This is a genomic window from Catenuloplanes niger (genome assembly GCF_031458255.1).
GTDB classification, from domain to species: Bacteria; Actinomycetota; Actinomycetes; order Mycobacteriales; family Micromonosporaceae; genus Catenuloplanes; species Catenuloplanes niger.
Window position 1 is genome coordinate 2,374,812 of sequence record NZ_JAVDYC010000001.1, and the last position, 23,011, is coordinate 2,397,822.

A 23,011-nucleotide genomic window follows, 5' to 3' on the forward strand; every position below is an offset into this window, starting at 1 on the left:
CCTGGACCGGTGCCGATCCCGCTCGTCGTCCTGATCCCGCTGCTCGCGGTCGCGGTGGCGGTCGCCACGACCGCGGTGGTCCGCTACCGCGCCGCCACCGTGCTGCTGCGCACCGGCCGGCGCGTGCCCGGCGAGATCATCGACACGCAGCGGGTGTCCCAGGGCACCGGCCCGGACGTGTTCTCCCCGGTCGTCCGGTTCCGCACGGTCGACGACCACGAGGTGATCGCCCGGCCCGGCCGCTGGCAGACCGCGACCGGCGTGACGGGCAGCCGGGTCACGGTCGTCTACGACGAGTCCCGGCCGACCCGCATCGCGGTGGACGGCGCCGGCTTCGCGGCCACCGACACCCGCGCGCTCATCCAGCTGGCCGTCCGGCTGGTCACCGCCGCCGTGATCGCGGTCGTCGCGGTGGTGGTCTTCACCGCCGTCCGGTGAGTGCGCGGGCCGCATCGGAAACCGGTGGAGCGCGCGGCTAGGCTGAGCGGGTGACGGTACGTGTGCGATTCGCCCCCTCTCCCACTGGCATGTTCCACGTCGGCGGTGCCCGCTCGGCGCTGCAGAACTGGATCTACGCCAAGCAGCAGGGCGGGGTGTTCGTGCTGCGTGTCGAGGACACCGACGCGGCGCGCAACAAGCCGGAATGGACCGAGGGCATCCTCAACGCGCTCGACTGGATCGGCATCCGGCGCGGCACGTACGAGGGGCCGCACTTCCAGTCGGCGAACGCGGCGCAGCACCGCGAGGCCGCGCAGAAGCTGTTCGACGCCGGGCGCGCCTACTACTGCGACTGCACCCGCGAGGACGTGCAGGCCCGCAACGGCTCGCAGCACCAGGGCTACGACGGCTTCCACCGGGACAAGGGCCTGGAGCCCGGCGAGGGCCGCGCACTGCGGTTCCGCACGCCGGACGAGGGTGCCACGGTCGTGGTCGACCTGGTCCGCGGCGAGCCCACGTTCGAGAACAAGAACCTGGAGGACTTCGTCATCGCGCGCGGTGACGGCTCGCCGGTGTTCCTGCTGGCCAACGTGGTCGACGACATGATCATGGGCATCACGCACGTGATCCGCGCCGAGGAGCACCTGCCGAACACGCCGAAGCAGCAGCTGCTGTGGGAGGCGCTGGGCGTGAAGCCGCCGGTCTGGGCGCACGTCCCGGTCGTGGTCAACGAGAAGCGGCAGAAGCTGTCCAAGCGCCGCGACAAGGTGGCGCTGGAGCAGTACCGGGACGAGGGCTACCTCGCGGACGCGATGCGCAACTACCTGATGCTGCTCGGCTGGGCGCCGTCCGGTGACCGGGAGATCGTGCCGTGGTCCGTGATCGAGGACGAGTTCCGGCTGGAGGAGGTCAACCCCTCCCCCGCGTTCTTCGACGAGAAGAAGCTGCGCGCGTTCAACGGGGAGTACATCCGGGCGCTGAGCCTGGACGACTTCATCGCGGCCTGCCAGCCGTTCCTGGCGAACGGGCCGTGGGCCGCGGCGGACTTCGACCCGCTGGTCTTCGCGAAGGTGGCGGAGCTGGCCCAGACCCGGATCGCGCTGCTCAGCGAGATCAACCAGAACGTGGACTTCCTGTTCCTGCCGGAGCCGCCGGTCGACGAGGCCGCCTGGGCGAAGGCGATGAAGGAGGGCGCGGCCGAGATGCTGGCCGCCGCCATCACCGCCTACGAGGCGCTGGCGGACTGGTCGCCGGAGCCGCTGAAGGCCACGCTGGAGGCGGTCGGCGCGGAGCGCGGGCTCAAGCTCGGCAAGGCGCAGGCGCCGATCCGGGTCGCGGTCACCGGCCGCACCGTCGGCCTGCCGCTCTTCGAGTCGCTGGAGGCGCTCGGCCGTGACCGCACGCTGACCCGGCTCCGCGCGGCCCACGCCAGGCTCACCGCCTAGACCCGGTATCGAAGCGTCCCCCACGCCGTTCGACGGCGTGGGGGACGCTTCGGTCATGGGGTCGGCGGGCGGGACGGGGACCCGCGGGGTCCGGCCACCGGGTCGGCCGCCTCGCACGGACACCGGGTGAGGCGCTCGACGTACCCTCGCGGGAATTTGATTTTCAGGAGCCCGTGGTGCGGCGGCGGCCCCAGGCGATGGTGCCACCCGCGATCGCGATCACCAGGAGGACACCGCCGACCGCCCAGGGCCACCACGGCGTGCTCTCGTCGGCGGCGTCCGACGCGGTCGGGTTCAGCACCGGCGCGTCCGTGGCGGGCACGGCCTCGGTCGCGGACGGAACGGGCGCGGCGGACGACGGCGCGGCGGACGGGCTCGGGGCGGCGGCGGCCACGGCGGCCTCGGTCAGCGTGAACGTGAAGTCGCCGGTGACCGGGTGACCGTCGTCGGACGGGATCTCGTAGGCCACCGTGTACGCACCGGCCCGGTCCGCGGCGAGCGGCGCGAACACCTTCTTGCCGTCGAAGCGCACGGCACCGTCCAGACCGGACGCGCCGCCCGGCGCCGTGATCGTGATCTTGGTGCTGTTCCGGTCGACCGTGTCCAGGAAGCGCAGCTCGATCTCCTCCGGCGCCTTCTCCACGGTCGCGCCGTCCTCCGGGTTGCTGCCCGTGAAGGAGTTGTGGGCGAGCGCGGGCGACGCCCCGGCGAGCGCGCCCAGCAGCCCGGCACAGACCGCGAGAGTCCAGCGTGTGCCCCTGAGACCCATCAGATACCTCCAGCTGGTTACGATGCGGCGGCTGATCAAGAATTCACGTCCTTGGTCGGCCGCGAGTGGCAGATGGTTCCAAATTCCGGTCACGACCGGTGCACCGATCGCGTGTTCTGCGAACTCTAGATGGGTACGCAGAATTGAGGTCTGGATCCGAGGAACGGGCGGGTTTCATGATCCGAGAGAACGTCCGGCGGCTCGTCACCGGCGCCGCGCTCGCGGTGCTGGCCGCGACCGTGTTGCTCACCGGGGCCGGACCGGCGCTGGCCGACGACGCGGAGCCGACCGCGGTCATCCTGTCCGGCGACGACCTCGACGACTCGGTCGAGATCACCGAGGAGGACGGCGACGAGCTGTTCGACGCGATGCTCAGCCAGGTCAGCTGGCTGACCGGGGACAGCGGCCGGGCCGCGGTGCCGGACCGGAACAAGCTCGGCCCGAAATACACGGTGATCATCCGGTACGGCGACAAGGACCGGTACTCGTACGACCTCTACCCGCTGGCCGAGGGCGGCCCGCGCGCGTTCCGGCCGGGCGAGCAGCCGGACGGCCGGGCCACCGAGGCGTGGTTCTTCGGCCGGCTCAACATGCCGAACGCGTTGCGCCTGGCCGGCGCGCCGCTGCCGGAGACGACGGACGTGATGACCGGCGGCATCGGCGGCGGCGAGCGGATCAACGAGCAGCAGGCGGTGGACCCGACCGGCGACCTGTTCGCGGGCATGGGCGGGCTGCGCGGCATGCTGGCGGTGAACGCGGGCGTGCTGCTGCTGATCACGGGCGGGCTGGCCGGCATCGCCTTCCTGGCCCGCCGCCGCTGACCTCCGTTACGGGACGCGCACCGTGATCGCGTCCGGGACGACCTTGGCCTTGAGCTTGCGGACCGTCGACCGGTCGCCGCCGTCCAGCTCGTAGAGCGTGGGCTCGGCGAACGTGACCGTGATCCGCTTCGCGCGGGTGATCTGCACGAACGGTGAGCGTTCCGAGCGGCCGAGCGCCATCCGGCCCAGCGTGCGCGCCCACTCCACCGCGTTCTGCGAGGTGGCGACGCCGACCTCGAGCCAGCCGTCGTCCGGCTTCGCGTCGTCGAACGCCTTGATCCCGCCGGTGATCGTGCTGACGTTGCCGAACAGCACGCAGCTGGCCTCGCCCTCGAACCAGGTGGTCCCGTCCACTGTGATCTTCGTCGGCGCCGGGTCGTCCTGGATGTGCCGCAGCCCGGTCCAGACGTAGGCGAGCTTGCCCAGCTGGTCCTTGGCGCCGCGGTCCGCCTCGCTGATCAGGTGCCCGTCGAAGCCGGCGCCGGCCATCACCGCGAAGTGCTCGCCGTTGATCCGGCCCAGGTCCAGCTTCTTCTCGGTGCCGTGCAACCCGATCCGGACCGCCTCGGCCAGGTCCTCCGGAATGCCCAGGTTGGTGGCGAACAGGTTCGCGGTGCCGGCCGGGAGGATGGACAGCGTCGCGTCCGTGCCGGCCAGCGTGTCCACCGCGCGCTGCACCATGCCGTCGCCGCCCCACACGAAGATCCGCTTCGCACCCCGGTCGAGCGCCTTCCGGATCTTCTTCGGCGCCTTCTTGCTCTTCGGCACCTGATACCAGATCAACTCGTCATGGATCTCGTCGGTGAGCAGCTTGCGCAGCTCGTCGAGCCCACCGCCGAGCACCTTCCGCTCGTGCGCGATCACCGCCACGTCACTCCGTTTCGCCATGCGGATCCCCATACCCGCAACGCGGTGGTGGCCAATCCTGCCGGTGTCAGCATATGCTGACAGACATGAGCCGAGAGAGCCTCACCGCGCTGGCCGCCGCAGCCGGCGCGCCCGACCCGGAGACCGGCCTGGCCGCGGTCGCGGCACTGCGCCGCCTGCTGGACGAGGTCGAGACCGCACACGTCGCGTCCGCCCGCGCGGCCGGCTGGTCCTGGGAGGCGATCGCGGCCGCGCTCGGCGTCCGCCGGCAGACCGCGCACCGCAAACACGCCTCGAGGGGACACTCATGACGACGCTCGACATCCGCGCCGGGCTGCTGGCCCGGTTCGACGACGGCGCCCGGCGGGCGATCGTCCGGGCCGGGCTGCTGGCCCGCGAGGCCGGCCGCGACCGGCTCGACGACGAGACGCTGCTGGTCGCGCTCTCCACCTCCGCGCACGTCACGGCGCGGCTCGGCGTCCCGGCCGGCGCGGTCCGCGACGCGTGCCCCGGCGCCGCGACCGGCCGGGACCGGGAGCTGCTCGCCACGCTCGGCATCGACCTGGACCGGATCCGCGACCGGCTGCCGGCCCGCATCGACGACCCGGCGCGGTGGCGGCTGCACCGCCCGGCCCTGCTGCCGCTGCGGATCCGGCTCAGCGGCCCCGGCGTCTCGCTGGTGCTGACGGAGGCGGCCCGCAAGGCCGTGGAGGTGGCTGTCCACCTGCGCGGATACGGCACACCGGTGACCGAGGACGGGCTGCTGCGCGGAATCCTGGCCGACCACCGGACCCCGTCCGGCCGGGCACTGACGCGGCTGCCGATCGACCTGCCCCGCCTGTCGGCCGCCGTGTTCACCCGCTAGCGGCACCGACTGGAGCCACGCGGGAGATCCGGCCTCACACCTCCCGCGCCGGGCCACCCCGGCAACACTCCACACAACCACCGTCACGCGGCCAACCCGCCGTCGCGCCGCGAGCCCAGCGGCGTGACGCGAGCCCGGCCGCGTGACGCAAGCCCGGCGGCGTGACGCGAGCCCGGCGGGGTGACGCCAACCCGGCGGGGTGACGCGAACTCGGCCGCATGACGCAAGCCCAGCCGCGTGACGCCAACCCGGCGAGGTAACGCCAACCCGGCCGCGTGACGCCAACCCGGCGAGGTGACGCGAACCCGGCTGCGTGACGCGAAACCGCCGGGGCGGCGCCAACCCGAAGCACGACGCTCACCAGCGGCGCGACGCCGACCAGCGGCGCGACGCCATCCCCCGGCGGCGTGGCGCGAACCCTGCGCCTTGGCACAAATCCGGCGGCGCGACGTGCGCTTGGCGGCGGGGGCGCCGACGCGGACAGGCGCGACCCACGCCGCCGTGGAGCAACTGCCGCGTCGCCATGCCGGATTTAACACCATATAGCCACCAAGGCGCGAGAACCTCGCCGCTGCGATCCCGCTACCCATGCACCTCCGAGCCTGAGTGATCAATCAGGTGTGCGAAAAGTAGATCAAAATTCGAAGATGACCTATCTTTCGCTCACCTGATTGATCACTCAGGACCGGCGCGGGGGGAACGACAAGCGGCGGGACTCCAACCGGACCCGCACGTCACACAGGCAAGCCCTGCCCGGCTAGACACGCACAGCGCGGGAACCGCAGCACACAGCTCGAAAACCCGAGCACCACGCGAACACCCCGGGCAGGCACCACGCGAACACCCCGGGCAGGAAACCGCGGGCAGGCACCGCGGGCAGCGGGAGGATTCGCCGCTGCCGGCCCGCCACGACGACGTGGCGCTACGGCGTGCCGGTGCCGATGTCGCGACGGTCGAAGCCGTAGACGGCCAGGGCGAGCAGCCCCGCGGTGAGCAGGGCCAGCACCAGTTCGTAGCCGCCGGGCCAGAGCTGGTGCGACGGCCAGTGGTCGCTGAGGTGGTAGTGGAACGGGGACAGCCAGCGCATCGCGCGCGTCTCCTCGAGCGTGTCGGCCAGTGCGCGCAGGCCGTAGGACACCCCGGCCGCGCCGCCGGCCAGCGCGAGCGAGGCCGTGCGGTCGCCGGTGAACGCGCCGGCCGCGAACGCCATCGATCCGAAGAGCAGGCCGACCAGGACCAGGCCGGCGCAACCGGCGGCCACGTTCGCGGTCGGGATGCCGAAGCGGCCGACGAAGACGAACCACTGCACCACGGCCCAGATGATCAGTCCGGCCAGCGCGACCGAGGTCGCGAAGCCCGCGTACCGGGTCAGCACCAGGCGGCGCCGGCCGATCGGGCCGGCGAGCAGCAGCTCCAGCTCGCCGGTCTCCTCGATGCCGGCGACCGCCCGCGCGCCCAGGCCGATCGCGCAGAGCACCACCAGCAGCGGCGGCATCAGGCCGTAGACGGTCGTCTCCAGGTAACCGGCGAGCGGCACGGTCTCGATCATCTCGACCAGCTGCAGCGCGTCCTCGGTGGAGATCGCGATGGCGATGTCCGTGGTGAGGCTCTCGTAGATCACGACGTAACCGACCGCGAACACGCTGGCCACCGCGGCCCAGCCGAACACCCGGTGGCGGAACTCGGCCAGCGTGCGCAGGAAGAGGCTCATGGCCGGCCCCCGAACGGGGGCGCGTAGTACCGGTCGATCAGCGCCTCGCTCGGCGTCGGCTCCGTAATGATCATGTCGGTGACCGTGTGCCGCGCGGCCGCCTTGATCAGCGGGTCCAGCGGGCCGTCCACCGCGCACCACAGCACCCGCCCGTCCAGGCCGAGGTCGGTGACGCCGGGCAGGCCGAAGAAGTCCGCGCGCGGCACCGGCTCCGCGAAGTGCACCTGCACGCGCCGGGCCGGGCGGTGCGCGGCCCGGGCCACCCGCTCCAGGCCGACCAGCCGGCCCTCGTGCAGCACGCCGACCCGGTCCGCGACCTGCCACGCCTCGGTCGCCTGCCGGGCGCAGAGCACCACCGTGCGGCCCCGCTCGCGCGCGTCCCGGATCAGCGTCACCAGTTCGTGGCGGCCCGTCGGGTCCAGTCCGGCGGCCGGCTCGTCCAGCAGCAGCAGCTCCGGGTCGTGCATGAACGCGGCGACCAACCCCAGCCGCCGCCGGTTCGCGGGCGTGAGCGAGCGCACCCGCCGTCCGGTGTCCAGACCCAACCGGTCCGCGAGCGTACGCCAGCGCGCCGTGTTCCGCCCGCCGCGCGCCCGGTCCAGCCCGCGCAGCAGCGACGACACGCTCTCCCGGCTCTCGAACAGCACGTCCGCGGGCAGGTAGCCGACCCGGGCCCGCATGGTGGCCGAGCCCGGCGCCTCGCCCAGCACGGTCACCCGGCCGGCCGTGGGCCGGATCAGGTCGAGCAGCAGCCGCAGCGTCGTGCTCTTCCCCGCGCCCGACGGGCCGAGCAGCCCGAACACCTCGCCGGCCGGCACGGTCAGGCACAGGTCGTGCACGCCGCGCCCGTCGGCGAACTGCTTGGTCAGGTGGTCCGCCGCGATCACGGCGCGCGCAGGGGTCCCCATCCTTAGAGGATGCGGCGCGGACCGACCGCCGGACAGGCCCGGACGCTGGGCGTTTGCTGACAGTTTCGGATACTGTTCCGCCCCGTGAACGACCTGGTGGAAACGTTGCGCGCGGCCGGCTGCGTGTTCGCGGAGGACGAGGCCCGGGTGCTGCGCGAGTCCGCGGGCACGCCGGCCGAGCTGGCCGCGATGACGGCCCGCCGGGTGGCCGGTGAGCCGCTGGAGCACGTGGTCGGCGCGGTGGAGTTCGCCGGGCGGCGGTGGGCGGTGGAGCCGGGCGTCTTCGTTCCACGGCAGCGCAGTGAGCTGCTGGTCCGTACCGCGATCGGCGCCTCGGCGCAGCCGGCCGTGATCCTGGACCTGTGCTGCGGATGCGGCGCGCTCGGGGCCGCTACCGCGGCCGCGCTGCCCGGCGCGCGGCTGGTCGCGGCGGACGTCGACCCGGTCGCGGTGGCCTGCGCCCGGCGCAATGTGGAGCCGTTCGGCGGTCGCGTGTTCGCCGGTGACCTGTTCGCGCCGCTCCCCGCGGACCTGCGCGGCACCGTGACGATCCTGCTGGCGAACGTGCCGTACGTGCCGACGGACGAGGTCGCGCTGATGCCGCCGGAGGCACGCGATCACGAGCCCCGGTTCGCGCTGGACGGCGGGCCGGACGGGCTGGACCTGCTCCGCCGGGTCGCGGCCGAGGCCGGTGACTGGCTGGCACCGGGCGGCCTGCTGCTGACCGAGACCGGTGCGCGGCAGGCACCGGCCGCGGCGGCCGTCCTGAGCGACCTGCACCCGGAGATCGTCTCGGATGATGATCTTGGGGCTACCGCGGTCGTCGGCCGCCGATAGGCTGGCCCCATGGAGATCAGGACGGCGACCGACGCGGACTGGCCGGGCATCTGGCCGATCCTGCGCTGGGTCATCTCGACCGGTGAACACTTCACCTGGGGCCCGGACACCACCGAGGAGTGGGCCCGCGGCAAGTGGATGACCGGGCGCACCCTCGTCGCGGTCGACCCGGACGGCACGATCGTCGGCACCGCCTACACCATGCCGAACCAGCCCGGCCACGGCGCGCACGTCGCCAACGCCGGCTTCGCGGTCGCGCCGGACCACGGCGGTCGCGGCATCGGCCGGGCCCTCGGCGAGCGCGCGCTCGCGGACGCGGCCGCCGACGGATACCGCGCCATGCAGTTCAACGCGGTCGTCTCCACCAACGCGCCGGCCGTCAAGCTGTGGCTCTCGCTCGGCTTCGAGATCCTGGCGACCGTGCCGGACGCCTTCCACCACCCCACCGAGGGGTACGTCGGGCTGCACATCATGCACCGCACCCTCTAGACCGGCCGGACCTCGACTAGGGTTCTACTGGTGACGGAGCTGCCGATCTGCCGCACCTGCGGGGTGCAGTACGGTGCCGCGAGCTTCGACGCGCGGACCTGCGCCATCTGCGCGGACGAGCGGCAGTACACGGGCTGGGACGGGCAGCGGTGGACCACGCTGGCCGGGCTCTCCGCCGCCGGCCACCGCGGCGTGGTCCGTCCCGAGCCGCCCGGGTTGTGGGGCGTCGGCGTCGAGCCGTCCGTGGCCATCGGGCAACGCGCGCTGATCGTCCCCGGCGAGGGCGGCAACGTGCTCTTCGACTGCGTGCCCTACCTGGACGACCGTACGGTCGCGGCCGTCCACGAGCGCGGCGGGCTGGCCGCGATCGCCATCTCCCACCCGCACTTCTACGGCGCGATGATCGAGTGGAGCCGCGCGTTCGGCGACATCCCGGTGTACGTGCACGCGGCCGACCGCCAGTGGGTCAAACGGCACGGCAACGTGCGCCTCTGGGACGGCGAGACGTTGGAGATCCTGCCCGGCCGCACCCTGATCAACTGTGGCGTGCACTTCCCCGGCGGCACCGTGCTGCACTGGGCCGGCGGATCCGCGCTGTGCACCGGCGACATCTTCACGGTCGTGATGGACCGGCGGTGGGTGAGCTTCATGTACTCCTACCCCAACCTCATCCCGGAGCGTCCCGCCGTCATCACGCGCGCGTTGTCACTGGTCGAGCCGTTCGAGTTCGACACGATCTACGGTGGATGGTGGGGCCGCGTGGTGCGCTCCGGCGCGAAGGCGGCACTGACCGCGTCCGCCGCGCGATACCTCAGCCGGCTGGATTGACGATCCCGGGCGCCGGGCGACATTCGCCTCTGCGACCATGTGGGACGCATTCGCGTTCGCAGGGGGACTCATGAAACCGCTCCTGCCGGGAGACCCGGCCCGGATAGGTCGCTACGAGCTCGAAGGCCGACTCGGCGCCGGCGGCATGGGCGTGGTCTATCTCGGGCGGACGCCCGGTGGCCGGCCCGCCGCGGTCAAGGTGATCAGCCCCGGCTACCTGGCGCAGCCGGAGGCACTGACCCGGTTCCGGCGCGAGGCCGCGACGCTCCGCACCGTGCGCAGCGCGTACACGGCCGCGCTGATCGACGCGGAGCTGACCACCGCGCCGTACTGGATGGCCACCGAGTACATCCCCGGCCCCACGCTCGCGGCCGCGGTCGCGTCGGACGGCCCGATGCCGGCGGCCGCCGCGGTCCGGATGATGGCCGCGCTCGCCGAGGGCCTCGCCGAGATCCACGCGCACGGCATCTGCCACCGCGACCTCAAGCCGCAGAACGTCATCCTGTCCGCGACCGGCCCGCAGCTCATCGACTTCGGCGTGGCCCGCGGCGCGGACGACGCCGGCCTCACGCTGAGCGGCACGTTCATGGGCACGCTCGGCTACACCGCGCCGGAGCTGATGGACGACGACGAGCTGACCCCGGCCGCGGACGTGTTCGCGCTCGGCGCCACCACCGCGCTCGCCGCGACCGGCCGCCGTCCGTTCGGCGGCGGCGCGGTGGAACGCGTCGCGCTCCGCGTCATCCAGGGCGACATCGACCTGGACGGCGTCGACGTCGGCCTGGCCACGCTGATCCGCGCGTGCATCGCCCGCGACCCGGCCGGCCGGCCCACCCCGGACACCATCATCGACCGTTGCCGCGACTGGCTCGGCAGCGGCGGCACCCCCACACCGTCAACCCCCCAACCCCGCTCCACCGGTACGCCGTCGGCCGCACCGCCCGCCCCCACGTTCGCCCCCGGCGGGTCCACCCCGCCCGGTGCCGCCGGACCGGGCACCTTCGGACCGGCCCCCGGTGCGGGAACGTTCGGACCGGCCGCCGGTGCGGGAACGTTCGGACCGGCCGGGGCGGGCACCGTCGGCTCCGCCGGAGCAGGGGCCCTCGGGGCCGCCGGTGCTGCCGGAACCAACGACGCGGCGGCCTGGGCGGCCGAGTTCAGCCGGGCCACCGGCGTGCATCCGAACGCCTGGGCACCGCAGCCGGCGCCCGCCGCCGACCCGTCCCCACCGCCGCCCACCTTCGCCCCGGCCGCCGGGATCGGCGGTGCCGCCGGCACGCTGAGCACGCGCAATGTGCCGGCGGACCGCTACGCCGCCGGCGCGGCAGATGGCTCCGGCAGCCCGGAGACGGGCGGCGAAGACCGGTCGGGCGGCAATCCGCGCGGCGGGACCGACGCGGCCGCCACTGGATCCAGCACGTCACCCGGCCCGGGCGACAGCAGCAATCGGGCCACTGGCCCGGGCGGCATGAGCACGTGGGCCGGCTCGGACCAACCGGCCCGGACGGGACACCGGCCCGCACCGGGCCGGGCGGATGCGGGCCCGGCAGCGGGCACGCACGCGGCGGCCGGTCCGAGCGACGCGGCCGGCATGGGCAACGCGGGCGCGATGGGCGACTCGAACGCACCGCGCAACGCGGCCGGTGCGGGCACCACGGGCAGCCCGCGCAACGCGACCGGCTCAAACAACGCGGCTACGCCGAGCAACCCGGTCGGCGTCGCCGATCCGGCGGTAGCGGGCAGTGCATCAGGCGCGAGCAGCCCGGTGGGTGTAGGCAACCCAGCCGGCGTCGCCGATCCGGCGGTAGCGGGCAATGCATCAGGCGCAAGCGGCCCGGCGGGTGTAGGCAACCCGGTCGGCGCCGCCGGCCCGGCGGTTACGGGCAACGCGGGCGACCCGGACAACGCACGTGATCCGGCCAGCGCGAGTAACTCAACCAGCGCGAGCAGTTCGGCCGGCGCGGGCAACGCAGTGAGCGCAAGCAACCCGGCAGGCAATGCAGCCGGCGCAGCAAACGCCGCCGGTGCGAGTAACCCGGCCACGCCGGGCAACGCGAGCGGGCCGAGCAGCACAGGGTTTCCGAGCCACACCGGCATCCGGAGCGGCGCGGGCAACACGAGCGGCGCGGGCCCCGGGGGCCACCTGAGCAATGCGCGTAACGCGAGCATCGCAGGCAATGTCGGTGGCGCCGGCACCGTGGACAACACCAGCGGCACCAACGCCGTGAACAGCGGGAACGACGCCGGCAACATGAGCGGCGCCGGCCGCGCGCGCTACGCCAGCGGCTCGGGCTACGCGGGCAGCGGCGGCGGTGCAGGCACCGCGGGCAACGCCAGTGGCGCGGGCAACGCCAGTAGCGCGGACAACGCCAGTAGCGCGGACAACGCCAGTGGCGCGGGCACTACGGGCAATGCAAGCACCGCGGGCAACGCCAGCGGCGCGGGCAGCACGAGCGGCGCGGGCAGCGGCGGCGGCCTACGCCCACGCAACGGGAGCGACGCCGGTGGTGCACGCGATGCCAGCGGCGCGGGCCGTGCGGGCAGCGGTGGTGGTGCGGGTGCCGGTGGCGATGCGAGTGGTGTGGGGGTGACGTTCGGCCGGACGGCGGTGCCGGGGGCGCCGCCGAAGGCGGGCGGGGGTGTGGGCGGCGCCGGTCCGACGGTGGGGGCCCGGCCGCCTCGTGCGGGCGGCGACGGAGGTGTCCGGCGTACCCCTGGAAAGGTGTTGATCCTGGTCGGGGTTGCGGTGGCGGCGGTGCTGCTCGTGGCCGGTGGCGCGATCGCGGTGCTGGGCGGCGGCGACGAGGAGGTGGCGACGCCGGCGGCGGACGTGGTCACGGCCTCGCCGGTGTGGAGCCTGGGCCTGCCGAACACCGTGCCACCGGTGCCGACGCTGCCGCCGTCGCCCGGGGCGGCACCGGGCGTCGCGCAGCCGAAGCCGCGGACCACCACGGGCGCGCCGGCCCGGCCCGCGGTCACCACGCCGACCAGCGCGGACGGCCGCTGCATCCAGATGCCGGCCGACACCGCGGCCGGTGTCCGGGTGTCGGTGGCGGCGTGCGACGGGTCGACGGCGCAGCGGTGGACGTTCGACGCGGGCGACCGGCTGCGGCACACGGTCGGTTCCGTCACCCGCTGCCTCGACATCGGCGCGAACGGCGGCGCCGACCTCGGCTACGAGGTGCAGCTCCAGGACTGCGACAGCGGGAGCGCGCAGCGTTTCGTCCCGCAGCCGGACGGCACGCTGGCGCTGTCCGGCACGGACCGCTGCCTGACCGCTCTGGACACCGGCGTGCTGTCGGCCCAGCCCTGCACCGGCCGGACCGGCCAGATCTGGCGGATGCCGGCCCGCGCCTGACCCCGATCACCCTAGTGATCAACGTCACATCTCAATAGGGTCGTCGATGAATCCCGTGGGGAGGAGTCGTCATGACCACGATGCGATCCAGGATCGTCGCGCTCTCCGCCGTCTCCGTGCTGGCCGCCTGCTCGGGCGACAGCACCGGAGCCGGCGGGGGTGGGAACGGCGCGGGCGGCGACGCGGCCGGCTATCCGGAGCGGAACATCACGGTCGTCGTGCCGTTCAGCGCGGGTGGGCCGACCGACACCGTCACCCGGATGATCGCCGAGCCGATGGCCGCGGCGCTCGGCGGCCGGGTCGTCGTGCGGAACGTGGAGGGTGCGGGCGGCACGGTCGCGGCCGGCGAGGTCACCCGGGCCGACCCGGACGGCTACACCGTGCTCATGCACCACATCGGCATGTCGACCGCGCCCGCGCTGTACAAGGATCTCGGCTACGCGCCGCTGACCGACTTCGCGACCGTCGGGCTGGTCACCGAGGTGCCGATGACCGTGATCGCCCGCAAGGACTTCCCGCCCGCGACGCTGCCCGACCTGGTGACGTACGTGACGGCGAACGCGGGCGAGGTCACGCTGGCCAACGCCGGCATCGGCGCCGCGTCCCACCTGTGCGGGCTGCTGTTCCAGTCGGCGGCCGGGGTGACGTTGCAGGAGGTGCCCTACCAGGGGACCGGGCCGGCGCTGACCGACCTGGTGGGCGGGCAGGTCGACGTCATGTGCGACCAGACCACGAACACCACCGGGCAGATCGCCGCGGGCGAGGTGAAGGCGTACGCGGTGACCACGCCGGAGCGGGTGCGGAGCCTGCCGGACGTGCCGACCACCGCCGAGGCCGGGATGCCGCGGTTGCGGGTGAGCGTGTGGCACGGCCTCTACGTGCCGGCCGGCACGCCGCCGGAGGTCGTGCGGAAGCTGTCCGGCGCGCTGCGGACCGCGCTGGCCGACCCGGCGGTCGTCGACGCGATGGCGAAGCTCGGCACCGCGCCGGTCGCGGCCGCGGACGCGACCCCGGAGGCGCACCGGGCGCGGCTGGCGGAGCAGATCACCACGTGGGCGAAGGTCATCGCGGACGCCGGCGTCGAGGCCTCGTAGATGCGGTCCTCCTCGGACGTGCTGGCCGGTGGCGTCTTCGTGCTGATCGGTGGCCTGTTCGTGGCGGGCGCGCTCGGCTACGACCGGGGCACGCCGCTGCGGATGGGCCCCGGCTACTTCCCGCTGCTGGTCGGCGGCGTCGTGGTCGTGCTCGGCCTGGCGATCGTGGTCAGGGGCCTGGTCGTGGGCGAGGAGGTCCGGTTCGGGCCGGTTCCGTGGCGGGCGATCGCGCTGATCGTGCCGGCGGTCGCGTTCTTCGGGTTCTTCGTCCGGCGTCTCGGGTTCGTGCCCACGGCGGCCGTGACCACGCTGCTCGTCACGCTGGCCAGCCGGCGGGTGCGGCCGCTGACGGCGGTGGCGGTGACCGTGGGACTGACCGCGGCCGCCACGCTGATCTTCGTCGTCGGCCTGCAGCTGCGTGTTCCGCTCTGGGGCGGCTGACGTGGAGCTCTTCGGCGATCTCGCGCTCGGCTTCTCGACCGCGCTGCTGATCGAGAACGTCCTCTACTGCTTCCTGGGCGTGCTGCTCGGCACCGCGGTCGGCGTGCTGCCCGGCATCGGCCCGACCGCGACCGTGGCGATGCTGTTGCCGATCACGTTCAACTTCGCACCGGTCACCGCACTGATCATGCTGGCCGGCATCTACTACGGCGCGCAGTACGGCGGCTCGACGACCGCCATCCTGATCAACCTGCCCGGCGAGTCGTCCGCCGCGGTCACCGCGCTCGACGGTCACGAGATGGCCCGCCGGGGACGGGCCGGTCCGGCGCTGGCCGCGGCCGCGATCGGCTCGTTCGTCGCGGGGACGGTCGCCACGGTGGTGCTGGCCGTCGCCGCGCCGCCGCTGGCCGCGGTCGCGCTGCGGTTCGGCCCGGCGGAGTACTTCGCGCTGGTGCTGTTCGGCCTGATCGTGTCGATCGCGCTGGCCCGCGGCTCCGCGCTCAAGGCGCTCGCGATGATCGCGCTCGGCGTCCTGCTCGGCACGGTCGGGCAGGACATCTACACCGGTACGCCGCGGTTCGTGCTCGACCGGCGCGAGCTGTACGGCGGTATCGACTTCGTGTCCGTGGCGGTCGGCATGTTCGGCATCGCCGAGATCCTGCGCAACCTGGAGACCGAGCGCGGCCGGCCGGCGCTGCTCGGCGGCGTGACCCACCTCTGGCCGACCGCGGCGGACCGGCGCCGGATCCTCGGCCCGATCGCGCGCGGCACCGGGCTCGGCGCCGCGCTCGGCGTGCTGCCGGGCGGTGGCCACGTGCTCGCCTCGTTCACGTCGTACGCGGTCGAGAAGCGGGTCTCGAAACGCCCGCAGGACTTCGGCCACGGCGCGATCGAGGGCGTCGCCGGACCGGAGTCGGCCAACAACGCGGCCGCGCAGACCTCGTTCATCCCGCTGCTCACGCTCGGGCTGCCGGCGCACCCGGTGATGGCGCTGATGGTCGGCGCGTTCATCGTGCACGGCATCACGCCCGGCCCCGACGTGATCAACGACGAGCCGGAGCTGTTCTGGGGTCTGATCGCGTCGATGTGGATCGGCAACCTGCTGCTGCTCCTGCTCAACCTGCCGCTGATCGGCATCTGGGTGCGCCTGCTGCGCGTCCCCTACCGGGTGCTGTTCCCGATGATCGTGCTGTTCGCCCTGATCGGGACGTACTCGCTGAGCTTCAACGCGTTCGACGTGTACGCGATCGCGTTCTTCGGCCTGCTCGGCTACCTGCTGATCTCGTGCGGCTGCGAGCCGGCCCCGCTGCTGCTCGGGTTCGTCCTCGGCCCGCTGCTGGAGGAGAACCTGCGCCGCGCCCTGATCATCTCGCGCGGCGACCCGCTGGTGTTCGTCACCCGGCCCATCTCCGCCGCCCTCCTGGCCCTGGCCGCGGCCGCCCTGATCCTCACCGTGCTGCCCGCGATCCGCCGGCGCCGCGAGCGGGTCTTCGCCGAGGAGGACTGAGAACGGGCCGTCCGGCCCGTGCGGCACCGGCCCGTCCCGTTCGATGATCTTGTCCATGTCCACCACCCTCAGCCCGGCGCGGATGGCCCGGGCGGCCGAGGACGCCGCGGTCGCCAAGGCCACCGGACGGCCGCTGAAGACGTTCATGCTCGGCCTCACCGGCGGCGGATACATCGCGCTGGGCTTCGTCTTCCACACCACCAGCCAGGTCGGCGCGGCGGACGCCGGATGGCCGGGCGCGGCGAAGGTGCTGGGCGGCGTCGTGTTCGCCACCGGCCTGGTGCTGGTCGTGCTGACCGGCGCGGAACTGTTCACGTCCTCGACGCTGACGCTCGTCGCGCGCGCCAGCGGCCGCATCACGTGGTTCCACCTGCTGCGCAACTGGACGGTCGGCTACCTGGCGAACGCGGCCGGCGCCGCCACCGTGGTCGCGCTCGTCCACCTCGGCGGCGTCTGGCACCAGGCGAACGGCGCCTGGGGCGAGGTGGTCCTGACCGGCGCGCTGACGAAGGTCCGGCACACCCCGGTCGAGGCGTTCGCGCTCGGCGTCCTGTGCAACCTGCTGGTCTGCGTGGCCGTCTGGGCCGCCTACTCCGGCCGCACCACCACCGACCGGGTCGTGGCCGTCACCATGCCGGTCGCGCTCTTCGTCTCGGCCGGCTTCGAGCACTCGGTGGCGAACATGTTCCTGATCCCGCTGGCCCTGCTGATCAAGTCCGGCGCCGGCGCCGAGTTCTGGTCCGCGACCGGCCTCACCGAGGCCGCCTGCTCGGACCTGACCTGGCCGAACTTCCTCCTGCACAACCTGCTCCCGGTCACCGCCGGCAACATCGTCGGCGGCGGCCTGATGATCGGCGTCTTCTACTGGACGATCTTCCACCGCCTCGGCCACTGACCACCCGCACGAACGGAACAACCACCCCTCGGGGGTACGCCGGACGCGCGGCCCGCCGTACCCGCACTCCCGCGCCAGCGGTCGCCGGTCGCCGGTCGCCGGTCGCCGGTCGCCGGTCGCCGGCTGACGGTCGCCGGCTGACGGTCGCCGGCTGACGGTCGCCGGCTGACGGTCGCGGGCTCAGGCATCACCGCGCTCAGCGGCGCGACGACTCGCGCGGTCGATCCGGCGCGATGATGCGCGGGCCGCCCGGCCCGACGCGGAACGGCGCCACGGAACGCGCGGCCGGGTAATCACCCTCCGCGATATCGCCGCCACGCGGGAGGTGCCGGCCCGGCCGCGCCGGCTCGCGGTTTGGGGGAATCGGGGGCGCGGGGCAATACTCGGCGAAAGATCGCCGAGGAGATCCGAGGTCATCGCCGTGCCGACGTCACCGGGGACCGATGCCCACGCCGACCCGCACGTCGCGGCGCCGCGGGTGGCCGCGGGCATGGCCTGGCACCGTGCCCACCACCTGGCCGGCACGCTGCCGCATCCGCTGGCCGCGGAGCGGGTGCCGCTGGACCGGGCGCACGGCCGGACGCTCGCCGAGCCGGCCACCTCGGCCGCGCTGCTGCCCGGCACGGACACCGCGGCGATGGACGGGTACGCGATCTCCGGCCGGGCGCCGTGGCGGGTGATCGGCCGGATCCTGGCCGGGCAGCCCGCGACCGTGACGCTCACCGCCGGCACGGCCGTGGAGATCGCCACCGGCGCGCCGGTCCCGGCCGGCGCGGACGCGGTCATCCCGGTCGAGCGGTGCCACGTCGACGGCGACACGGTCAGCCCGTCGGAGACCGGCCCGGCCCGCACCCACATCCGCTACGCCGGCGAGGACCTGCGGCCCGGCCGGTTGCTCGCGCCGGCCGGCACCCGGGTCACCGCCGCGCTGACCGGCCTGGCCGCGCACGCCGGCCTGGACGAGCTGGTGGTGCGGCGAAGCCCGCGGGTGTGGCTGACCGCGACCGGCGACGAGATCATCGGTGCCGGCGTGCCGGCGGCCGGCCAGGTCCGGGACGCGCTGACGCCGCTGCTCACCGCGCTGCTCACCGGCACCGGCGCCACGCCGGCCGGGGCCGCGCACGTGCCGGACCGGGCCGAGCTGCTGGCCGCCGCGCTCGCCGGCCCGGACTGGGACGTGATGGCCGTGACCGGCTCGTCGTCGGTCGGCCGCGCGGATCACCTGCACCGCGTGCTCACCCGGGCCGGTGCGCGCTGGCACGTGGACGGCGTCGCCTGCCGGCCCGGTCATCCGCAGGCGCTGGCGGAGCTGCCCGGCGGCCGGTGGGTGGTGGGCCTGCCCGGCAACCCGTACGCCGCGCTGGTCGGCGCCGTGACGCTGCTGCGTCCGCTGCTGGACGCGGTGCAGGGCCGGGCGCCGCGCGAGCCGCTGCGCCTGCCGGTGACCGGGAAGGTCGAGCCGTACGACGACGGCACCCGGCTCGTCCCGGTGCACGTGACCGGCGGGCGGGCCACCGTGGTGCCGGGCTCCCGGCCGGCCAGCCTGCTCTCCGCCGCGACCGCGGACGCGCTGGCCGTGATCCCGTCCGGCTGGGCGCAGGGCGACGCCGCCGAGCTGCTACCGATGCAGTGACGCACCCTTGAGGATCTTGTCGACCGCGTTCTTCGGCGCGTGCAGGCCGATCCCGACCAGGTTCAGGTCGTCGCGCTTGACCGCGGCCACCGCCTCCCGGTTCGCCTCGTCGTGGCCGGTGCGGAACAGCTCCTCCGTAAAGATCGTCATCGGCACGTCGCGGGACAGCGCCCGCTCGTGCGCGGCGGTGAGCAGCGCGGCGTCGCCCGCGAAGACCAGCACCGGCTGGCCGAACATCGGCAGGTAGGCAGTGCCGTCCGCGTCCGCGTAGGGCTCGCCCAGCAGGTGCGGCCGGGTCCCGGCGAGGCCGCTGACCAGGAACGCGGTGACGTTCAGCCGCTGCCAGGTCAGCAGGTCGTCGCGGAGCAGGACGGCAATCTTGGTGTCGAATCGGACCGTACTCATGGCGACCAGCCTCGCGCCGGCCCGCACCCGGAGTCTTGTACGTTTCTCACCATGCGTGAGCTGGTCACGGCCTGGCGGCCGGCGGTCGCGGGCGTGCGGGAGGTGTTCCACGCCCGGTTCGTCGCGCACGCGTACCCCGCGCACACGCACGACGCCTGGACGCTGCTGATCGTCGACGACGGCGCGATCACGTACGACCTGGAGCAGGCCCACCACGGCACGGTCGGCGGGACGGTCACGCTGCTGCCGCCGCACGTGCCGCACGACGGCCGGGCCGCCACCACGCGCGGTTTCCGCAAACGGGTGCTCTACCTGGACCCGGACGTGCTCGGCGCGGACCTGATCGGCGCGGCCGTGGACCGGCCCGGCCTGACCGACCCGCCGCTCCGGCAGGCCGTGCACCGGCTGCACACCGCGCTGGCCGGTCCGGGCGACGCGCTGGAGGCGGAGAGCCGGCTGACGCTGATCCGCGACCGGCTCCGCACCCACCTGTTGCCGCACGTGCCCGCCGGGCCGCCACCGCCGAGGGGCCTGGCCGACGATCTGCGGGCGCTGCTGGACCGGGACACCGCGGCCGGCCTGACGCTGCGCGACGCGGCCGCGGAGCTGCATGCCCACCCGAGTCACCTGGTCCGCGCGTTCACCCGCGCGTTCGGGCTGCCGCCGCACCGTTACCTCACCGGCCGCCGGGTGGACGCGGCCCGCCGGATGCTGCTGGCCGGGATGCCGCCCGCCGAGGTCGCGACCGCGGCCGGTTTCCACGACCAGCCGCACCTGAACCGCCACTTCACGAAGGTTCTGGGCGTCACGCCCGGCCGCTTCGCGGCACGATCGAAACCCGGCGCCGGTACACGGTGAGCGCTCCGGCCGCGGCCGGAGCGCTCACCCGTCCCCCGATGGACGGATCTTCCTAGCCGTCGAGCCGCACGGCGCCCGGCAGGAGCGGGACGTCCGTGCCGCCGGCGGTCCGGAGCTGATCGGCGCCGGTGCCGTCCTGCGGCCCGCACACACCCGCGACGATCAGGTTGTTGAACGCGGCCTGCATCGCCGGGTCCGGGTAGAAGTTGAGGCCGAAGTTCATCCCGAAGGCGAACTGGGTGCGCCCGTCGAGCGAGGTGAGCACCTGGGTGACCTGGCCGACCACGCCGCCGTCGTGCCCCCAGAACGTGCCGCACGGCAGCTGCAGCGCGTAGATGCCGAGCCCGTAGCGCAGCACGTCCGGCTGCTCCGGGAACCACGGCACGGTCTCCAGCAGCGCCTTCTGCTGCGCCGGCTTGAGCAGCCGGCCGGTGATCAGCGCGCGGTAGAAGTCGTTCAGGTCGGTCGTGGTGGAGATCAGCTCGCCGGCCGTCCACGCCCAGGTCATGTTGTAGACGCTGAAGTCCCGCAGCGTGATCTCGCCGGTCTGCTCGTCCGGCAGGGCCACGTACGCGCCCGCGTGCGGCCCGCGGATGTGCGGGTCACGCCCGGGGAAGTACGTGTCGCGCAGCCCCAGCGGCCGGATGATCCGCCGGTTGATCTCCTTCTCCACGTCGTTACCGGTCACCTTCTCGATGATCAGCCCCGCCAGGACGTAGTTCGTGTTCGAGTAGGAGAGCCGCTCGCCCGGCGCCCCCGTGTCCGGGAACGACTGCCCGAGCCGGACCAGTTCGTCCGGCGTGAACGTCCGCGTCTGCCACTCCTCGACCACCTCGAACGAGTTCAGCGCGGACGTGTAGTTGCCGATGCCGCTGGTGTGGTTGAGCAGCTGGCGCACCGTGATGTCCGGGTCCAGACCGAAGCGCGGCAGCAGCCTGTCCACGCTGGTGTCCAGCGACAGCCGGCGCTCCCCCACCAGCTGCAGCACGGTGGTGGAGACGAACGTCTTGGTGACGCTGCCGATCCGGTGCCGCGAGTCCGGCCGGGCCGGCGCGCCGGTCTCCGTGAACGCCACGCCGGACGCCCCGGTGAACGTCTTGCCGTCCCGCCGCACCTGCACGTACGAGCCCGGCACGCCGGACTCGGTGACCGCGTCCAGGAAAGGCTGGATCTCGGCCGCGAGCTGGTTCTTCGGTGCTGCGGTCGCCACCCCCGTGTGGGCCAGCGCCGCGGTGCCGGCCAGCACGGTGGCCACGAGCGCCGCCCCGGTCCGGCTCCACAGTCCTCTGTTACGCCATGGTTTCGACATGCGTCCATCCTGGCCGGTGCGCACCGCCGCGGTCGTCGCCCGCGCAGCGGAACTCCGTCTCCGTCTCACGACGGACCCGAAAGGGCCGCCATCCGCGTACGGGATGAGGATGATCCACTCCGCCAGGCTGCGATCTGCCAGGTCGCAGAATGGGGTCTGGCGTTATGCCCAGGGGCGTGCCAGACTGATTTTACGGTTGGAGTGGAACTGCAGATCGGTTTAAGCGAAGCGGCAGGACGGTTTAAGCGAAGCAGCAGATCGGCACTGCAGCAGACCGGGAGTTGGCGCACGGCTCACCGGGATGCCGGCAGAAGAGTGAACGAAGGCACCTGGCGGCAACCGGGTGCCTTCGTGGCGTCTCGGCCTAGCTCATCCTTCGGCGCACGGGAACCATCCCCCACACGGTCCACACCGGCACCAGCGGCTCGCGATCCATTGACGGCAACGGTTTCCGCCGTTCAGCGGCACAACGGCGAGTCGGGCACACGGCACCATGTCAACCCCGTAAGATGGATCGCAGGATGCGACCTCGCAGATCGCTTTCTGCAACACGTGACCTTCCTACATAGGGGATCTGGACGTCATGACCACGCCTCCGGGCGAATCGCCGGCCGTCGCGCGGCGCCGGCTGAGGCTCGCCCTTCGGCGAGCCCGCGAGGAGATGGGTTACACCCAGCATCAGGTCGCGGAGGAGATGGAGTGGTCCATCTCCAAGGTGATGCGCATCGAGAGCGGTGAGGTCACCGTCTCGGTCAACGACACGCGCTCCCTCCTGACATACCTCGGCGTGACCGACCGGGACGAGGTTGCCCGCCTGGTCCAGTCCGCACGGGACGCTCGGAAGCGCGAGTGGTGGGACGAGCCGCGCTATCGCGAGCACGTGCCGCCGGCGCTGCGCCGTCTCATCCAGTTCGAGACCGAGGCGCGCGAGATCCACTACTTCTACCCGATGATCATCCCGGGTCCGCTCCAGGTGGAGGACTACGCCCGCGCGATCCTCCGGTCCCACTTCGGCACGTCGGACAACGCCGTCGGCGAGGTGCGCCTCGAGGCTCGGCAGCGCCGGCGGCAGGCGTTCCTCGGCCGCCGCGACGACCCGACGGTGCGGCTCCTGCTGGACGAGTCCGTGCTCTACCGGACGCTCGGCGACTTCAACCTGCTCTCGAAGCAGCTCTTCGACCTGCACTCGCTCGCCGCGCAGAGCCGCATCCGGGTGCGGATCATCCCGTTCACCGCGGACATCGCGTTCCCCCTCCTCGGCACCTTCGAGATTTACGGACTGTCCAAGTCCGACAACGACTCCACGGACGGCATCGACGATGCCGTGATGTACCGGGAGAGTGACCAGCTCGATGAACTGGTCGAAGACCAAGCAGCTGTCAGCAGACACCTATCGGTGTTCGAGGACATGTGGACCGGTGCACTCGACGAGGCCCGGTCCACACAAATGATCTTGGAATCGGCGCAACATGCCGCGTCCAAGGCGAGCAAAACCGCGACTTCGGGGTGATCCGGCCAACCGGACGCCCGCAT

22 protein-coding genes are annotated in these 23,011 nt (G+C 73.3%); 16 read left to right on the top strand and 6 right to left on the bottom strand.

The window, feature by feature from the left end:
- Positions 1 to 9 precede the first annotated feature (9 nt).
- Both J2S44_RS10225 and gltX read left to right on the top strand, forming a co-directional pair.
- Positions 10 to 438 (top strand): DUF3592 domain-containing protein, encoded by a 429-nt coding sequence (locus J2S44_RS10225; RefSeq protein ID WP_310411182.1) that lies wholly within the window; start codon positions 10 to 12, stop codon positions 436 to 438.
- A gap of 50 nt (positions 439 to 488) precedes the next feature.
- Positions 489 to 1,883, top strand: coding sequence for a glutamate--tRNA ligase (gltX, locus tag J2S44_RS10230; RefSeq protein WP_310411187.1), 1,395 nt, complete (start codon positions 489 to 491; stop codon positions 1,881 to 1,883).
- 163 nt (positions 1,884 to 2,046) lie between these two features.
- Here the strand turns inward: gltX and J2S44_RS10235 are convergent, their stop codons facing one another.
- Positions 2,047 to 2,652, bottom strand: coding sequence for a copper resistance CopC family protein (locus tag J2S44_RS10235; protein WP_310411190.1), 606 nt, complete (start codon positions 2,650 to 2,652; stop codon positions 2,047 to 2,049).
- 176 nt (positions 2,653 to 2,828) lie between these two features.
- Between J2S44_RS10235 and J2S44_RS10240 the strand changes: the two genes are divergently transcribed.
- On the top strand, positions 2,829 to 3,473 hold the full coding sequence (locus tag J2S44_RS10240) for a hypothetical protein (protein WP_310411194.1): 645 nt from the start codon (positions 2,829 to 2,831) through the stop codon (positions 3,471 to 3,473).
- Positions 3,474 to 3,479: 6 nt separating this feature from the next.
- Here the strand turns inward: J2S44_RS10240 and J2S44_RS10245 are convergent, their stop codons facing one another.
- Positions 3,480 to 4,361 (bottom strand): diacylglycerol/lipid kinase family protein, encoded by an 882-nt coding sequence (locus J2S44_RS10245; RefSeq protein ID WP_310411197.1) that lies wholly within the window; start codon positions 4,359 to 4,361, stop codon positions 3,480 to 3,482.
- A gap of 65 nt (positions 4,362 to 4,426) precedes the next feature.
- On the opposite strand from J2S44_RS10245, the gene J2S44_RS10250 reads away from it, so the two are divergent.
- Positions 4,427 to 4,651, top strand: coding sequence for a hypothetical protein (locus J2S44_RS10250; RefSeq protein ID WP_310411201.1), 225 nt, complete (start codon positions 4,427 to 4,429; stop codon positions 4,649 to 4,651).
- Positions 4,648 to 5,205 (top strand): hypothetical protein, encoded by a 558-nt coding sequence (locus J2S44_RS10255; protein WP_310411204.1) that lies wholly within the window; start codon positions 4,648 to 4,650, stop codon positions 5,203 to 5,205. Before J2S44_RS10250 ends, J2S44_RS10255 begins: the two co-directional genes overlap by 4 nt.
- A gap of 922 nt (positions 5,206 to 6,127) precedes the next feature.
- Here the strand turns inward: J2S44_RS10255 and J2S44_RS10260 are convergent.
- A complete protein-coding gene (locus J2S44_RS10260; protein WP_310411206.1) occupies positions 6,128 to 6,916 on the bottom strand; it encodes an ABC transporter permease subunit in 789 nt (262 codons plus the stop codon).
- Positions 6,913 to 7,824 (bottom strand): ABC transporter ATP-binding protein, encoded by a 912-nt coding sequence (locus tag J2S44_RS10265; RefSeq protein ID WP_310411210.1) that lies wholly within the window; start codon positions 7,822 to 7,824, stop codon positions 6,913 to 6,915. Before J2S44_RS10265 ends, J2S44_RS10260 begins: the two co-directional genes overlap by 4 nt.
- A gap of 84 nt (positions 7,825 to 7,908) precedes the next feature.
- Between J2S44_RS10265 and J2S44_RS10270 the strand changes: the two genes are divergently transcribed.
- The 9 genes from J2S44_RS10270 (at position 7,909) to J2S44_RS10310 (ending at position 18,906) form a co-directional block, all read left to right on the top strand.
- The gene (locus J2S44_RS10270; RefSeq protein ID WP_310411213.1) at positions 7,909 to 8,661 is read left to right on the top strand and encodes a putative protein N(5)-glutamine methyltransferase; all 753 of its coding nucleotides are present in this window, start codon (positions 7,909 to 7,911) and stop codon (positions 8,659 to 8,661) included.
- Between the two features lie 9 nt (positions 8,662 to 8,670).
- Positions 8,671 to 9,150 carry a GNAT family N-acetyltransferase gene (locus tag J2S44_RS10275; protein WP_310411216.1) on the top strand — a complete coding sequence of 160 codons (480 nt, stop codon included), beginning with the start codon at positions 8,671 to 8,673 and terminating at the stop codon, positions 9,148 to 9,150.
- 30 nt (positions 9,151 to 9,180) lie between these two features.
- On the top strand, positions 9,181 to 9,978 hold the full coding sequence (locus J2S44_RS10280) for an MBL fold metallo-hydrolase (RefSeq protein WP_310411219.1): 798 nt from the start codon (positions 9,181 to 9,183) through the stop codon (positions 9,976 to 9,978).
- Positions 9,979 to 10,048: 70 nt separating this feature from the next.
- The gene (locus tag J2S44_RS10285) at positions 10,049 to 13,336 is read left to right on the top strand and encodes a protein kinase domain-containing protein (RefSeq protein WP_310411223.1); all 3,288 of its coding nucleotides are present in this window, start codon (positions 10,049 to 10,051) and stop codon (positions 13,334 to 13,336) included.
- Between the two features lie 71 nt (positions 13,337 to 13,407).
- On the top strand, positions 13,408 to 14,430 hold the full coding sequence (locus J2S44_RS10290; protein ID WP_310411226.1) for a tripartite tricarboxylate transporter substrate-binding protein: 1,023 nt from the start codon (positions 13,408 to 13,410) through the stop codon (positions 14,428 to 14,430).
- Complete coding sequence (locus tag J2S44_RS10295; protein ID WP_310411229.1) at positions 14,431 to 14,871, top strand: tripartite tricarboxylate transporter TctB family protein; 441 nt, start codon at positions 14,431 to 14,433, stop codon at positions 14,869 to 14,871.
- 1 nt (position 14,872) lies between these two features.
- A complete protein-coding gene (locus J2S44_RS10300) occupies positions 14,873 to 16,378 on the top strand; it encodes a tripartite tricarboxylate transporter permease (protein ID WP_310411231.1) in 1,506 nt (501 codons plus the stop codon).
- Positions 16,379 to 16,433: 55 nt separating this feature from the next.
- Entirely contained in the window at positions 16,434 to 17,273 is an 840-nt protein-coding gene (gene focA, locus J2S44_RS10305; RefSeq protein ID WP_310411234.1) for a formate transporter FocA, read from the top strand.
- Positions 17,274 to 17,694: 421 nt separating this feature from the next.
- A complete protein-coding gene (locus tag J2S44_RS10310) occupies positions 17,695 to 18,906 on the top strand; it encodes a molybdopterin molybdotransferase MoeA (RefSeq protein ID WP_310411238.1) in 1,212 nt (403 codons plus the stop codon).
- Here J2S44_RS10310 and J2S44_RS10315 read toward each other — a convergent pair.
- Complete coding sequence (locus tag J2S44_RS10315; RefSeq protein WP_310411239.1) at positions 18,892 to 19,311, bottom strand: DUF2000 family protein; 420 nt, start codon at positions 19,309 to 19,311, stop codon at positions 18,892 to 18,894. The genes J2S44_RS10310 and J2S44_RS10315 overlap by 15 nt on opposite strands.
- A gap of 51 nt (positions 19,312 to 19,362) precedes the next feature.
- On the opposite strand from J2S44_RS10315, the gene J2S44_RS10320 reads away from it, so the two are divergent.
- Positions 19,363 to 20,169 (top strand): helix-turn-helix transcriptional regulator, encoded by an 807-nt coding sequence (locus tag J2S44_RS10320; protein ID WP_310411243.1) that lies wholly within the window; start codon positions 19,363 to 19,365, stop codon positions 20,167 to 20,169.
- Positions 20,170 to 20,221: 52 nt separating this feature from the next.
- Here the strand turns inward: J2S44_RS10320 and J2S44_RS10325 are convergent, their stop codons facing one another.
- Entirely contained in the window at positions 20,222 to 21,478 is a 1,257-nt protein-coding gene (locus J2S44_RS10325; protein WP_310411245.1) for a serine hydrolase domain-containing protein, read from the bottom strand.
- Between the two features lie 583 nt (positions 21,479 to 22,061).
- On the opposite strand from J2S44_RS10325, the gene J2S44_RS10330 reads away from it, so the two are divergent.
- A complete protein-coding gene (locus J2S44_RS10330; RefSeq protein WP_310411248.1) occupies positions 22,062 to 22,988 on the top strand; it encodes a helix-turn-helix domain-containing protein in 927 nt (308 codons plus the stop codon).
- The last annotated feature ends 23 nt before the right edge of the window (positions 22,989 to 23,011 follow it).